A 17,175-nucleotide genomic window follows, 5' to 3' on the forward strand; every position below is an offset into this window, starting at 1 on the left:
GGGTTCACCCGCCCCGACCGGTGTGATTCGGCCCGACTCGCGGGCGTACGTGATCTATACGTCGGGATCGACCGGGCAGCCCAAGGGCGTCGAGGTGACCCATCGCGATGTGGTGACGTTGATGGACGCGGCCGCCGAGGACTTCGAGTTCCACGCCGACGACGTGTGGACGATGTTCCACTCGTATGCGTTCGACTTCTCCGTCTGGGAGTTGTGGGGGCCGCTGTCCGGCGGTGCGCGGCTGGTGGTCGTCGACCGTGAGTTGGCCCGTGACCCGGACGCGTTCGTCGAGCTGTTGGCCGACGAAGGTGTGACGGTGCTGTCGCAGACGCCGTCGGCGTTCTACCAGCTCGCGGACGCGCGGCGGCGGGCCGATCGGCGACTGTCGTTGCGCTACATCGTGTTCGGTGGCGAGCAGCTGGGCTTCGAGCAGGTCCGGCGGTGGTTCGACGACTTCGCGTCGGATACGGCGCAGCTGGTCAACATGTACGGCATCACCGAGACGACGGTGCACGTGTCGTTCCGGTCGTTGGACCGGGCGGTGGTGTCCGCCGGTGATGCGAGCTTCATCGGGCGGCCGTTGTCGTCGTTGGCGATTCACATCCTCGATGAGCGGTTGCGTCCGGTCCCGCCGGGCGTCGCAGGCGAGATGTACGTCGCCGGTGGACAGTTGGCGCAGGGCTATCTGAATCGGGCAGGTCTGTCGGCCACCAGGTTCGTGGCCGATCCGTACGGTCCGGCGGGGTCGCGGTTGTACCGGACCGGTGACCTGGCACGGCGTGTAGCGGTGACGGGGGATGTGTTCGGGGCGAGCGAAGCGACGGGGAATGTCTTCGCCGATATCGAGTACCTGGGTCGCGGTGACGCACAGGTTCAGTTGCGTGGCTTCCGTATCGAGTACGGCGAGGTCGAGGCCGCGCTGCTCGGTGCGGCCGGAGTGGTCGGTGCGGCCGCGCAGGTGATCGAGGTGGCCGGTCGGGGTGAGCAGTTGGTCGGCTACGTCGTCGCCGACGAGGATGTCGAACTCGATGTGCAGGATGTGCGGTCCGCCGCCGGACTGTCGGTGCCGGGCTACATGGTGCCCGACGTGGTCACCGTGGTAGCGCGGCTGCCGCTGACGGCGAACGGCAAGCTGGATCGGGATGCGTTGCCGGTACCCGAATTCGACGGTGCGACAGTCGATTTCGTGGAACCGTCCACCGATGCGGAGGTCGCGGTGGCGGCGGTGTTCGCCGAGGTGCTCGGCGTCGACCAGGTGTCGGTGGTCGAGTCGTTCTTCGACCTGGGCGGTAACTCGCTGTCGGCGACGCGGGTGGCTGCCCGGGTCGGCCAGGCGCTCGGGGTGAGTGTGTCGGTGCGCGAGCTGTTCGACGCGCCGTCGGTGCGGGAGTTGGCGGCGGCCGTCGCGGGGAACGCGGCGGCGTTGCCGCCGGTCACCGCGATCGTGCCGCGGCCGGATCGGGTTCCGTTGTCGTTTGCGCAGCAGCGGATGTGGTTCATCAACCAATTCGAGCCGGACTCACCGGTGTACAACGTGCCTACAGTTCTGCAGGTATCCGGAGCGCTCGACCGTGCGGCGCTGGCCGCAGCGGTCGCCGACGTCCTCGGCCGGCACGAAGTGCTCCGCACCACGTTCGGCGAGGACGACGGCGTTCCGTTCCAGCGCGTGGGTGATATCGAGGAGATGACTTCCCGCGGTATCTGGTCGGTCGTGGATTCCCAGGGCGCGATCGAAGAAGCCGTCATGGCCGGCTTCGACGTCGCACGGGACTGGCCGTTCCGAGTCCGCCTCTGGGAGGTGTCGCCGTCGCAGTTCGTACTGGCCGTGATCAGCCATCACATTGCGTTCGACGGCGAATCGACGCTGCCGATGGTGACCGACCTGGTAACCGCGTACTCGGCACGTCTTCACGGTCGGACACCCGAATTCGCGCCGTTGGCAGTGCAATTCGCCGACTACGCGCTCTGGCAACGGTCCGTGCTCGGCTCGCCTGATGATTCCCGGTCTGTGGTCGGTCGTCAGCTCGGGTACTGGCGCGAACAGTTGGCGGGGCTGCCCGATGTGCTCGAACTGCCGGCCGATCGGCCGCGCGGAAATCGGGCTTCCCATCGTGGCGGCGCCGTGCGGTTCGAGATTCCCGCCGACGTCGCCGAGCGGATCGGCGCGGTGGCCGGCGCACAGGGTGTCACCCCGTTCATGGTGGTGCACGCCGCGCTGGCGGTGCTGCTGGCACGATTGTCGGCATCGTCCGACGTAGCCGTAGCCACCCCGATCGCCGGCCGAGGTGACGCCGCACTCGATTCGTTGATCGGCATGTTTGTCAACACCCTGGTCCTGCGCACGGCGGTCGATCCGGGCGCCACGATGCGCGAACTCCTCGCTCAGGTGCGCTCGGTCGATCTCGGTGCATTCGCTCACGCAGACGTACCGTTCGAGACAGTGGTCGACGCGCTCGATCCGGTCCGTTCCGAATCGTTCGCCCCATTGGCGCAGGTGTTGCTGTCGTTCGATCCGGGCGCGTCGGTCGAGACCGCGGAAGTCTCGATCGACGACCTTCGGATATCGCCGGTGAACTCCGAGCACGTCCCCGCACAGCTGGATCTGTATGTCACGGTGTCGACGGCGAACGCCGGTGACCCGTGGCTCGGATCTGTGGTGTTCGAGACGGATCTGTTCGACGCGGGCACGGTCCAGACGATGATGGCGAGATTCGTCGCATTGCTTGCCGGGCTGACAGTCGATGTCGACGTTCCCGTGGGTGACGTGTCTCTGGTGACGGCCGACGAAACAACTGCTCTGAGTGCTCGTGAATCGGGACCGATGCGTGTCCTCCCGTCGTCGGCACTGGTCACTGAGGTCATCGCAGCGCAGATCAGTGCGACCCCGAACGCGCAGGCCCTGATGTTCGAGGGGCGTGGTGTCTCTTACGCCGAGTTCGGTGCACGTGTGAATTCCCTTGCGCGCGAATTGATTTCCGTTGGCGTAGGCCCGGACGCGGCGGTCGGCGTGTCGATGGGGCGTTCGGTCGAGATGGTGGTTGCGATTCACGCGATCGTGGCCGCGGGTGGCCAGTACGTCCCCATTTCGCCGGAGACTCCGCTTGAGCGGGTCGAGTACATGCTCGAGACCGCGGGCGTCGGCATTGTTCTCGTCCAGCGCGGCGACGCCCCGCAATGGGTTGACGGGCTCAATGTCCGAACCGTCGAGGTAGATGCATCGTCGCAGATCGATTCGGGCGCCACGCCAGTGACCGACGAAGATCGGCTAGGACCCCTGCGACCAGATTCGGCGATCTACACCCTGTTCACCTCCGGGTCGACCGGGCGGCCGAAGGGCGTGACGCTGAGTCATCAGGCAGTGCTCAACCGGTTGTGGTGGGGACTGTACGCTCTGCCGATCGATGCCTCGGATCGAGTGGTACTCAAGACGCCGTACACCTTTGATGTCTCGGTGCCGGAACTGTTCGCTCCGTTGATGATCGGAGCGACGATGATCGTGCTCCGCGACGGCGGGCATCTTGATCCGCAGTACGTCGCGGACACGATCGAACAGAGTCAAGCAACGATGGTGCACTTCGTGCCCTCGATGCTGTCGGTGTTCACCGAGGTGGTCGGCGTGGAACGTATCGCGCGGATGACAACCGTACGGATCGTGTCGGCGACCGGGGAGGCGCTGCCGCCAGCGGTCGCCGCGGACCTACGAATGGCGCTTCCGGATGCGCTGTTCTACAACCTGTATGGTCCCACCGAGGCCGCAGTGGAGATAACCGCTGAGCGGATCGAGCAGGTCGACCCGGCCGCCTCGTCGGTGGCTATCGGTGTGCCCGTGTGGAATTCATCCTCACTGGTGCTCGACGGGCGACTCCGGCGAGTGCCCGACGGCGTGGCAGGCGAGTTGTATCTGGGCGGTGTGCAGTTGGCGCGCGGGTACGCCGCACGCGGTGATCTGACTGCGGAAAGATTCGTCGCCGACCCGTTCGGCCGTTCGGGTGAGCGGTTGTACCGGACTGGTGACCTGGTGCGGCGCCGGACCGACGGTGTGCTGGAATACCTGGGCCGCACCGACTTCCAGGTGAAGCTGCGCGGTCAGCGGATCGAACTCGGTGAGATCGAGTCGGCGATCGCCGCAGCTCCGCGTGTGGTGCACGCCGCGGCCACCGTGCTCGACGCCGCGGACGGCGGGCAGCACCTCGTGGGTTATGTGTCGCCGTCCTCGGTGAACGTCGATGACGTGAAAGCGGCTGTGGCGCAATCCTTGCCGGTGTACATGGTGCCCACGACCTGGGTGCTGTTCGACGATGTGGTGCTCAACAGCGCAGGAAAACTGGACCGCAAGGCACTGCCCGCACCCGACTTCACCGTGACCGCGCAGGAATACATCGCCCCCATCGGGGAAGCCGAGACCTCGCTCGCCGCCGTCTTCGCCGAGGTGCTCGGCGTCGAGCGGGTCGGCGTGACCGAGTCGTTCTTCGACGTCGGCGGCAACTCGCTGTCGGCGATGCGCGTCGCCGCGCGCGCCGCCGATGCGCTCGGTGTCCAGATCAGCGTGCGCGACCTGTTCGACGCGCCCAGTGTGCGGGAACTGATCGCCGCGACGGCGGGCCGCGCCCGGGCGCTGGCGCCGATCACCGCCGTGCAACCGCGCCCGGAACGTATCCCGCTGTCGTTCGCTCAGCAGCGGATGTGGTTCATCAACCAGTTCGACACGGCGTCGTCGAGCTACAATATTCCGCTGCCGCTGAGATTGCGCGGGGGATTCGATCTCGACGTACTGCGACTGGCGGTGCGCGATCTGCTGGCGCGGCACGAGGTGTTGCGTACCCGCTACCCGTCGGTGCAGGGAACGCCGGTGCAATCGATCTGCGACATCGACACCGCCGATCAACTGCTCGACTGGCGTGTCGTGGCCGACCGTGCGGACTTGCTGGCCGCAGTGGAGGGCGGCTTCGATGTCAGTGTTGCACTGCCGGTGCGCGTGGCGGCGTGGGTGTCGACAACCGACGTGGACACCGTCGAGGTGGTACTCGTCGCCCATCACATCGCATTCGACGGTTCGTCGACGCCGGTGCTCGCACGCGATCTGGTCGCGGCCTACATGGCGCGAGCGGCCGGCACGTCGCCCGCCTTCGCGCCGCTACCGGTGCAGTACGCCGACTTCGCCATCTGGCAGCACGCGGAACTGGGTGATCCGCGCGACCCCGATACACATCTCGGCAGGCAGTTGAGTACCTGGCTGTCGCGCCTCGACGGGCTTCCCCGGGTCACCGACCTCCCGATGGACCGACCACGGCCCGCGGTACTCGGCGCGGCTGCGGCGGTCGTTCAGAGCAACGTCGCGCTCGACGTCGTCGAGCGGCTGGCCGACGTCGCCCGGGAGCACCAGGTGACGCCGTTCATGATCTTCCATGCCGCGCTGGCGGTCACCGTCGCACGGCTCGGCTCGACTTCCGACGTGGTGATCGGCGCCCCGATCGCGGGCCGGTCGGACGCGGCGCTCGAAGACCTGATCGGGATGTTCGTCAACACCCTGGTGCTGCGGACCGCGATCGACGTCGGCGCGACCGGCAGCGAGGTGCTGCGCGGCGTGCGATCGGTGGATCTCGAGGCGTTCGCCAATCCGGATGTGCAGTTCGAACAACTGGTGGAGCAACTGGCGCCCGAGCGGTCGACGTCGTACGCGCCGCTGTTCCAGATCGCGCTCGGCCACGAGGTCGGCGGCGTCGAGGTGGCGCCGGTCGTCCTCGACGAGGCCGGCGTGGTCATCGAGCCCATCGACGTCGGGCTCATCGAAGGCAAGGTCGACCTGACGGTGACCGTCGCCGAGGCCGGGCCCGGCGGCGACGGAACGATCAACGTCGCGTTCACGTATCTGACGGACCTCTTCGATGAGGCGACGATCACGCGGGCGGTCGATGTCTGGCAGCGCGTGCTGCGCGCGCTCGTCCTCACCCCGGACCTCGCGGTCGGCGATATCGTCCTGGCGGATGCACCGCGCGAACGCGCTGCACGAGTAGACCTCACCGCACGTGGCCTGCTGAGCGCGCGCGGCACCGACTCCGGAACTCTGATCGATCTGCTCGACCGGCGCGATCTCGACCCGACACATCCGGCGTTGATCTGCGACGGCGTGGAAGTGCTCTACGAGGAGTTCGAGCGGCGCACCGACGCGGTCGCGCACGCGTTGATCTCCCGTGGCGTGCGACCCGAGGACGCCGTGGGCGTCGCACTGGCACGATCGGTCGAGTCGGTGATCGCGGTCTGGGGCATCATCAAATCCGGCGCGGCCTACGTGCCGATCGATCCGACCTATCCGATCGACCGGATCGCCTACATGGTCGGCGACTCGGCGATCGCGGTAGGTATCAGCGACAGTTCCACCCGATCGCGACTCGGCGACGGTGCCTGTGAATGGCTGGAATTGAGCGAGCTGGAGGCCGGGCTGTCGCGTCCGGTGACTGCAGCGGACCGTCATGGTCCGGTGCGACTGCGCAACCTCGCCTGGATCATTTACACGTCGGGTTCCACCGGTCGGCCGAAGGGCGTGGGTGTGTCCAACACCGGTGTTGCCGACTTCGCCGCTGCGGTAACGCGCTTCGTCGGCACCCGCGAGGACGACCCCGACACCAGGATCCTGCACGTCGCCTCGTTGAGTTTCGACGCTAGCCTGATCGAGATGTGCGGGGCGGTGCTGGCGGGGCACACGCTGGTCATCGCACCGCAGTCGTCCTACGCGGGGGATCCCCTGGCCGAGGTGATCGACCGGGATGAGGTGACCCACGCGCTGATCACGCCGACGGTCTTGGCGACGGTCGACCCGCAGCGCACCACCACTTTGCGCAACCTGGCGACCGGCGGCGAGGCGTGCCCGCCGGAGTTGGTCACGCGGTGGGCGGCGCGCGGTCGTCGGTTGTTCAACTTCTACGGGCCGGCCGAGACGACCGTGTGGGCCACGCGGGCCCGCGTACTGCCGGACAAACCGGTCACGATCGGCCGTGCGATTTCCGGACTCACAGCCTATGTGCTCGACTCCCGGCTCCACGAGGTTCCCCAGGGTGTCGTCGGCGAGCTCTACATCTCCGGCGCGGGACTGGCGCGCGGATACCTGGGCAAGGCGCAATTGACGGTGGGACGGTTCGTCGCCGACCCGCTCGGCGCGCCCGGAACGCGCATGTACGCCACCGGTGACCTCGTTCGTCGCACCGCCTCGGGCGATCTGGAATTCGCCGGCCGAGCAGACTTCCAGGTCAAGATCAACGGGCAGCGCATCGAGCTGGGTGAAGTCGAGGCGGTGCTGTCCGATCTGCCGGGAATCACGCAGGCGGTCGTGTTGGGCACCGATGAGGGTGCGGCTCGCGCTCGCCTGATCGGGTACGTCGTCGCGCCCGACGGTGACGTTGACGCGGAGTCGATCCTCTCGGCGGCGCAGCAGCGGCTCGCGGCGCACATGGTGCCGCACGACATCGTCGTGCTGTCCGAACTTCCGTTGGCGCCCACCGGCAAACTCGACCGTGCGGCATTGCCCGCGCCGACTGAACGGGCCGCGGCGGAAGTCGTCGCACCCGCCGACGACGCCGAGCGGCGGCTGGCCGAGATCGTCGCCGCACTACTGGGACGCAGCGAAGTCGGCGTCACCGAATCGTTCTTCGCGCTCGGTGGCGACTCGATCATGTCGATCCAGCTCGCGTCGGCAGCACATGCCGCCGGACTGCCGCTGACTCCACGGGAGATCTTCGAGCACAAGACGATTCGAGCGATGGCGCGCGCGGCCGGAGAAGTCCACACCGTGCCGATGCTCGCCGAGGTACCGGGCGGTGCCGTCGGTGAGATTCCGCTGCCGCCGATGGTCTCGTGGATGATCGAACACACCACCGAGCCGGGCGACTATGCGGACTTCTCGCAGTCCAACGTGCTGCGGGTGCCTGCCGACGCGACACTGCAGCAGGTGCGGGCCATCGTCGCTGCGGTGGTTGCCGCGCATCCGATGCTCAGCGCGCGTCTGCTGCGCACCGCCGACGCCGCGACACTGGTCGCCGGCGGAGCGTTCGACGTCGACGCGGCCGTGACGCAAGTGCACACCACCGTCGACCGGTTGACCGAGACGATCCATTCGGCGCACGCCGATGCACTCGCCACACTCGACCCCGCAACGGGTTCGCTCGTGCGGGCGGTCCTGGTGTCGGCGGGTGCGCAGAGTCGAATCGTGGTGGCGATCCACCACCTCGTCGTCGATATCGTGTCCTGGCCGATCCTCCTGGAAGACCTCGCCACCGCTTGGGCACAGCACCGCGCCGGCGCAGCCATCGCGGTGCGCGCCGAGGAGACGTCGGTCCGAGCCTGGTTCAGCGACATCGCCGGACAAGCACCCCGCAGGCTTGCCGAACTCGACTATTGGCTCGCCCGGTCACCCGAGAACCCGACCGTGCTGCGCGACGCGCTCGATCCCGCCCGGGACCGGGGTATCACTTCGGCCTCGCACGTCGCGACCGTCGACGCGGCAACCACCGAAACGGTGCTCGGCCGGCTCCCGCAACTGTTCGGTGGCACGGTCAACGACGTACTGCTGGGCGCACTCGCGCGGGCGGTACGCGGATGGCAGCAGGCCGGCGCCATCGCCGACAGCGCCCCGGTGACGGTCCTGCTGGAGGGACACGGCCGAGACGAATCGATAGTGTCTACCGTCGATCGGCCGCAACGCGCTGACCTGTCGCGCACCGTCGGCTGGTTCACCACCATCGCCCCGGTGTCGATCGAACCGGGCACCGACATCGTGCACGCGATGAAGGCCGCGAAGGAAGAACGCCTCGGGCAACCCGGGGGCGGCGCCGGATTCGGCGTGCTGCGCTACTTCGGCGACACCGAGCTGACTCGGCGGCCGCTGCCGACGATCAGCTTCAACTTCGCCGGAGCGGGCGCGGCCACGATGTCCGCGCAACCGGCGGAGGGCCCGAACCCGGAGACCGACGCTCAGCTGGCGCAGGCACTGCTCCCCGCCGCCGACGCGCCGCATCTGCCCGGCACCCTCAGTGGCGCGATGGCGGTGCTGGCCGGATTGGGCATCAACGCCTCGACCGTGCCGACTGCGTCGGGACGCGAGTTCGTCGCCGAATTCAGTGCTCCGGTCGCCGTCCTGTCCACCGATGACGTCGCCGACATCGCTGCGCGCTGGGTCGCCGAGCTCACCGCGGCTGCCGCCCTCGCCGACCGTGGTACCTCGGTGGGGCTGTCACCGTCCGACGTCCCGGGCACTGGGCTCACCCAGGTCGACCTCGACGACCTCGCCGAACGCTTCCCCGGCGCCGCGGTGTGGCCGCTCGCCCCGCTGCAGCAGGGCCTGTATTTCCAGGCTGAACTCGTCTCCGGACCGATGGCGGACGCGATCGACGTCTACGTCACCCAGGCTGTCGTCGAACTGGCCGGTGAACTGGACGCCGTGCGACTCGAACGTGCCGCGGAAGCGTTGCTGGCCGAGCATCGAGTCCTGCGTTCGGGCTTCGTGCGGATGCCAAGCGGCGCGGTGGCGACCGTGGTTCCCGACACCGTCGAACTCCCGTGGACTCGGATCGATCTGTCCGAGGTCGACGACGCGGAGATCGCCGAGCGGGTCGCCGCGATCGCCGAGCGGGAGAATCTCGCACCGTTCGACATGACGGTGCCGCCGCTGATCCGATTCGTGCTCGTGCAGCACGCGCGGGGCGCGAGCCTGATCGTCACCAACCATCACATCCTGCTCGACGGATGGTCGGGTCCGCTGGTCCTGGCCGACATGGTGGCGCTGTACGCCACCGGCAATTCGTTCACCGGATTGACCGAGTTGCCCGACGGCGACTACGGCGACTACGTCCGCGCTATCGCGGAGTTGGATCATCGGGCGGGACTCGACGCGTGGCGGCGGGTGCTGGAACCGCTGGAAGAGCCGACGCTGGTGGCCCCCGAGGTCATCGACGCGCAGGCATTGCCCGCATTCACCACCGTGTCGCTGAGCGCCGAACTCACCGAGGCATTGTCGGCGCGCACCCGTGAATTCGGCGTCACCGCCGCGACGGTTTTGCAGTTCAGTTGGGCCGTCCTGCTGTCTCGACTGACCGGCAACCGTGTCGTCGCGTTCGGTGAGACGGTGTCGGGACGTCCGGCGGACCTGGCCGGGGTCGAAGCGATGGTCGGGCTGTTCATCAACACCCTGCCGTCGGTGGTCGACATCGACCCGGCGGCAACGGTCCGCGAGGTCCTCGAAGCCATGCAGGCGGGCAAGGTCGATGTGCTGGACTACCAGTTCCTCGGCCTCGCCGAGATCCTGCGTTCCGCCGGCCGCGGGGCGATATTCGACACGCTGACCGTGCATGAGTCCTATCCGGTGAACACCGACTCTCTTGCCGGTGCCGGGGCGGACACGGCCGGCGGTCTGACTATCGTCGACGTGATCGCACTCGATGCGACGCATTACCCGCTCACCATGATCACCGCGCCGGCCGGCGACCGGATCGACATCAAGGTCGCTTATCGGTCGACCGCGTTCACCGAAGCGCAGATCGCGACGCTGGTCCAGGCGTTGCTGTCGGTCATCGCGCAGATCGCCGCAGAGCCGGAGCGCAAGGTCGGACAGCTGTCGCTCCTGGCGCCCGATGCCCGGGCGATCGCCGGAGCGCAGTCGGTGGGGCGCGCGGTGGAATTCGCCGCGCCCGACACGCTCGCGGCGGCAGTCGCCGAACGCGTCTCCGCCACGCCACAGCGGGTCGCACTGGTCGCCGGTGACCGTCGAATGACGTATCACAGCTTCGGCGCAAGTGTGAATTCTCTTGCCCGGCAACTCATTTCGAAGGGAGTCGGCCCAGACGTCGCGGTTGCCGTCGCGATCGATCGGTCGGTCGAGATGGTCGTCGCGATTCACGCGGTCATCGCTGCCGGTGGTCAGTACATCCCCGTCGACCCGGCGGTACCCGCCGATCGGGCGGCGTACATGTTCGACACCGCGGGCGTGCAAGTGGTGCTCGCGGCCGATCACGCTGTCGCGGCAGACGTGCTCGCGCTCGCCGTCGACGCGGGCATGGCGGTGGTGGACGTCGACGCCTGGGCGCCGGTTGACGCACACGGTGCCGGGCCGATCACCGACGCCGACCGAATCGCTCCGCTACGTCCCGACCACGCGGCGTACACCCTGTTCACGTCGGGGTCGACCGGGCGTCCCAAGGGAGTCACGGTGTCGCATCGGTCGGTGCTCAACCGACTGCGCTGGGGCATCGACGAGCTCGGTATCACCGCGGCCGACATCGTGATGCTCAAGACGCCGTTCACGTTCGACGTCTCGGTGCCCGAGCTATTCGCCCCGCTGATGCTCGGCGCCCAACTGGTAGTGCTGCCCGCGGGCGCCCATCTCGATCCGATGGCCGTCGCAGCGGAGATCGAGCGGTCCGCGGCCACGATGGTGCACTTCGTTCCATCGATGCTGTCGGTGTTCCACGAGGTGATCGGGGAGCAGCGCATCTCCGCGATGACGTCGCTGCGGGTTCTGTCGTACTCCGGTGAGGCGTTGCCGCCCGCGGTGGTCGCCGACATGCGTCGCGCCCTGCCGACGGTGCTGCAATTCAACCTCTTCGGTCCCACCGAGGCTGCCGTCGAGATCGTGTACGCCAAAGTGGCGCCGCTGCAGACGGATCTGTCGACGATTCCGATCGGCACACCGGTGTGGAACTGCGCCGCCTACGTCCTCGACGCCGGGCTGAACCTGGCCCCCGACGGGATCGCCGGCGAGCTGTACCTCGGCGGCGTGCAGGTGGCCCGCGGGTACGCCGGCCGCCCCGATCTGACCGCCGAGCGGTTCGTCGCCGATCCGTTCACCGCGGGCGCGCGACTGTACCGCACCGGAGACCTGGTCCGACGCAATGCGGACGGCACGATCGACTACCTCGGCCGCACCGACTTCCAGGTCAAACTGCGCGGACAGCGCGTGGAACTCGGCGAGATCGAATCCGCGTTGGTCGCCGCGCCGGGAGTCGTGAAGGCCGCGGCGACCGTCGTGTCCGCGCCAACCGGAGCAGAGCATCTGGTGGCGTACGTGTCACCGTCGTCGGTCGACGTCGAGCAGACCAGATTCGCTGTGTCGCAAGCGCTTCCGTCGTACATGGTGCCGACGGTGTGGACCGTCCTCGACGACATCGCGCTCAACTCCGCGGGCAAGATCGACCGCCGCGCATTGCCCGCACCCGTTTTCGACGAGGTGCCGGGCGAGTTCGTGGAGCCGCATGGGGATCGGGAGATCGCGGTCGCCGCGGTCTTCGCTGACGTGCTCGGTGTCGACCGAGTGTCGGCGACCGCCGACTTCTTCGAACTCGGCGGCGACTCGCTCTCGGCGATGCGCCTGGCCGCCCGCGTCGCGGACGCGCTGGGCATCGCCGTCGGCGTGCGGGATCTGTTCGATGCGCGGACGGTACGGACCATCGCCGCGCTAGCCGACACGGCCGCCGCCGCTCGTGCGCCGATCGCGGCGGTCGCGGACCGGCCCGCGCGTATCCCGCTGTCGTTCGCCCAGCAGCGCATCTGGTTCATCAACCAGCTCGACGTGACCTCGCCGGTGTTCAATATCCCGGCCGTCCTGCGGTTGACCGGAGCACTCGACGTCGCCGCGCTGACCGTGGGCGTCGGCGATGTGGTGGCGCGGCATGAGATCCTGCGTACGACGTTCCCGAGTGATGATCTGGGTGGATTCCAATCGGTGGCGAACACCGTCGACGGTGCCCGGGTTGTCGCGACGGCCGGTTCCGAGGCCGATCTCTATCAGTCGGTGACGGCGGGCTTCGACGTCACCGTCGATCTGCCGATTCGGGTGAGGCTATGGGAAGTGGCACCCGACGAGCATGTGCTCGCCGTGGTGTTGCACCACATCGCCGCGGACGGTGAGTCGATGCTGCCGTTGGTCACTGACCTGGTCACGGCGTACTCCGCGCGGGTCGCCGGAGCAGCACCCGAGTTCGCGCCGCTCGACGTCCAGTTCGCGGATTACGCCATCTGGCAGCACGCGACGCTCGGGTCGCCGGGGGATCCGACCTCGGCGGTGGGCCGCCAACTCGGCTACTGGCGAAGCCGGCTCGCCGGTCTTCCGGACGTACTAGACCTGCCCGCGGACCGTCCCCGCCCGACGGTGGCGACAGGCCGCGGCGGTCAGTTCGGCTTCGTGATCCCGGCCGACGTCGCGGACCGGATCGGCGACGTCGCTCGAGCGCATCAGGCCACGCCGTTCATGGTCGTCCATGCCGCGTTGGCGGTCGCGCTGGCCCGGCTGAGTTCGACCGAGGACATCGCGATCGCGACGCCGATCGCCGGCCGCGGCGAGCCCGTCCTCGAATCGCTGGTCGGCATGTTCGTCAACACGCTGGTGCTGCGGACCGAGGTGCGTCCGGCGGACACCTTCGCCGACGTCGTCGATCGCGTCCGCACCACCGATCTGGACGGATTCGCCCACGCCGACGTTCCGTTCGAGGTGGTAGTCGACGCCGTCGATCCGGTGCGTTCGGAGGCGTTTGAGCCACTCGCTCAGGTCATGCTGTCGTTCGACCCCGGCGCGTCGGTCGCCGATGCGAATGTGAACGTTGCCGGATTGACGATCACCTCGCTGCCGCGTCCGGACGTGCCCGCGCCGCGGGATCTCACCTTCGAGGTGATGTCGGGCGGCGATGACTGGTCGGTCACGGTGACCTACGCGACGGACCTGTTCGACGAGGCCACAGTCGCGTCGATGTCGGCCCGTTTCGGCGCCGTGCTAGCGGCGCTGACCCAGCATCCGGCGGGAGCTGTCGGCGACGCGCCGTGGTTGACCGGCGACGAGCGCGCGGCGCTCATCGCCGCGGCGGACGGCGGGACGATGCCGGTGCCCGCGGGCACGCTGGCAACCGTGCTCACCGAGCGCGCGGCATTGGTACCCGACGCACCGGCGCTTTGGTTCGACGGTCGAACGGTCAGCTACGCCGAGTTCGCCTCGCGGGTGAACATGCTTGCGCGCCGTCTCATCGCGCTCGGCGTCGGCCCCGACGTGACGGTGGCGATCAGCATCGACCGTTCGGTAGAGCTGTTGATCGCGGTGCATGCGGTGATAGCCGCCGGCGGACAGTATCTGCCGGTGGATACCGCGGCGCCCGCCGAGCGGTCGTCGTATGTCCTCGCCACCGCCGGTGCGCGGGCGATGGTGGTCGCCGCCGGGCGGCGCGGATCCGTCGTCGACGATCTCGACGGCGAGATCGTCGAGGTCGACAGCACGATCCCTATCGTCGACGACGCGCCCCTCGCCGACGGCGACCGTCGAGCGCCGCTTCGGCTGGCCGCCGCGGCCTACACCCTGTTCACCTCCGGCTCGACCGGTCGCCCCAAGGGTGTCGTCGTCTCGCACGAGGCGGTTCTCAATCGGCTCGCGTGGATGCGCGACGAGTTCGAACTGTCCGATCGGCAGGTGTTCGTGCAGAAGACGCCGATCACCTTCGACGTATCGGTGTGGGAGTTGTTCCTGCCGTTCCTCATCGGAGCACCGCTGGTCATCGCCGAACCCGGACGACACGGCGACGCCGACTACCTGGCCGCGCTGATCGCGCAGCGCGAGGTGTCGGTGGTGCATTTCGTTCCGTCGATGCTGTCGGCGTTCGTCGACGTCCTCGGACCGCGACTGAACGGGCTGACCTCGCTGCAGCAGGTGTTCACTTCGGGCGAGGCGCTCACCGCGGGAGCGGGACGTGCGTTGCTGGCAGCGACGTCGACGCGACTGATCAACCTGTACGGGCCGACCGAGGCCGCGGTCGACGTCACCGCCTACGTCGTCCGCTCCACCGATGCGGTCATCCCGATCGGGCAGCCGATGCCGAATGTGACGTCGTACGTGCTGGATTCGCGGTTGCGTCCGGTGCCCACCGGGGTACCCGGCGAGCTGTACCTCGGCGGCATCCAGGTGGCCCGGGGCTATGCGGCGCGGGCCGACCTCACCGCGGACCGCTTCATCGCCGATCCGTTCGGTGCGCCCGGCTCGCGTCTGTACCGCACCGGCGACCTGGTGAAGTGGAACGCCGACGGTGACATCGACTACCTCGGCCGCACCGACTTCCAGGTGAAGCTGCGCGGTCAGCGGATCGAACTGGGGGAGATCGAGGCGGTCTTGTCGACGGCGCCGGGGGTGGTGCATGCCGCCGCGGCGGTCGCTCATGCTCCCGACGGCAGTGATCACCTCATCGCCTACCTAGCCGGCGGCCCGGCCGGTCGACCCGACGTCGAGGTGGTCAAAACGATTGCCGCGCAATCACTTCCTGCCTACATGGTGCCGACGAGGTGGATGGTGCTCGACGAGATCACCCTCAATCCCTCCGGCAAACTCGACCGCAAAGCCCTACCCGCACCGCAATTCGGCACCGCCGAGGACGACTACGTCGCCCCGCAGACCGGCACCGAGCAGATCCTCGCGGCGGTCTTCGCCGATGTACTGGAACTGTCGTCGGTAAGTGCGACGGCGTCGTTCTTCGAGCTGGGCGGCAACTCGCTGTCGGCGACCAGGCTCGCCGCGCGGGCCGCCGACGCGTTGGCGCGCCCGGTGTCGATCCGCGACGTCTTCGACGCGCCGACGGTCCGCGACCTGGCCGCCGCGGTCGCCGACCGCAGCGGGACGTCGGCGCCGATCACCGCGGTGTCGCCGCGGCCGGAACGCATTCCGCTGTCGTTCGCTCAGCAGCGGATGTGGTTCATCAACCAGTTCGAGCCGATGGCACCGACCTACAACATCCCGATCGGGGTGCGGCTCACCGGCGACCTCGACGTCGCCGCACTGCGGCAGGCCGTCGTCGACGTCGTGGAGCGCCACGAGATTCTGCGCACCACTTTCCCGGCGATCGACGGCGAGCCGATCCAGCAGGTCGGAACGATGGCCTGGGCGCACGACCATCTCGACGTCGACGTGGTGCACAGCCAGGACGAGGTGATCAGCGCGGCAGGCGTCGGCTTCGAACTGGCCACCCGCCCCGGATTCCGGGTCCGCCTGTGGCAGCGCGCCGAGAACGAGTGGGTGTTCCTGGCGGTCATCCACCACATCGTCGGCGACGGCGAATCGATGCGGCCGCTGATGGGTGACCTGGTGGCGGCCTATGCCGCGCGGGTCGCGGGCTCGGCGCCGGTGTTCGCGCCGCTGCCGGTACAGTTCGCCGACTACGCGATCTGGCAGCACACGATGCTCGGCGATCCGCGGGACCCGCAGTCGGTCGCCGGCGAGCAGCTGGCGTATTGGACCGACCGGCTGGCCGGGGTGCCCGAGGTGATCGACCTGCCCGCCGACCGCCCGCGTCCGCTGGTCGCGTCGTCGGCCGGTGCGACGCTGCCGTTCACGATTCCGGCGTCGACCGTCCGTCGGGTCGAGGAGCTGGCCGGCGAGCAGGGAGCCACCGCGTTCATGGTCCTGCACGCGGCGCTGGGGGTGCTGCTGGCCCGGTTGAGCGCCACCGACGACATCGCCGTGGCCACGCCGATCGCCGGTCGCGGCGACCGGGTCCTCGACCCACTCGTCGGCATGTTCGTCAACACGCTGGTGCTGCGGTCGGCGATCGACCCGCTGGAGACGTTCACCGACCTGCTCGATCAGGTGCGTCAGACCGATCTCGACGCCTTCGCCCAGGCCGACGTCCCGTTCGAGGCCGTCGTGGAAGCCGTCAACCCGACGCGGTCGCAGGCATTCGCCCCGCTCGCGCAGGTGATGCTGACAATCGAATACGCGGCACCGGTCGCCGGCGAGGTGATGGTCGGCGAAGTCGGCGTGTCACCGCTGGATGCGGGCGTGGTGTTCGCCCAGCGCGACCTGTCGGTCGGCGTCACGGTGAGCCCGGAGGCCGACTGGTCGGGCTCGGTCGTGTACGCGACCGACCTGTTCGACGCCGCGACTGTCGAGACCTTCGTCACCCGGTTCCTGCGGGTGCTCGACGGTCTGACGGCGGATCCGCGGGGTGCGGTCGGCCTCGTCGCCATCACCGACGACGCTGAACTGGGGCGGATCGCCACCTGGTCGCGAGGTGCGACGACGACCGCCGAGACGACGCGCATCGTGGACTCCTCGGTCATCCTCCGGTCGAACGGCAACGGTAACGGACATTCCGACATCGGCGATGACTAACCTGGTGTGTCGGCGGTGTCGACGAGTGAACATGAGTGCGAAGGGGTAGCAACACT

General features: G+C 68.4%; 1 protein-coding gene (running past one end of the window). It reads left to right on the forward strand.

Annotated elements, in window-relative coordinates:
* Window positions 1–17,119 carry the end of a non-ribosomal peptide synthase/polyketide synthase gene (locus tag HH308_RS02495; RefSeq protein WP_170192600.1) on the forward strand. It extends 31,274 nt beyond the left edge of the window, so 17,119 of the gene's 48,393 nt are visible here — the last part of the coding sequence; the start codon falls outside the window, past its left edge; the stop codon is at window positions 17,117–17,119.
* The last annotated feature ends 56 nt before the right edge of the window (window positions 17,120–17,175 follow it).

This window comes from Gordonia asplenii (genome assembly GCF_012933505.1).
Lineage (GTDB): Bacteria > Actinomycetota > Actinomycetes > Mycobacteriales > Mycobacteriaceae > Gordonia > Gordonia asplenii.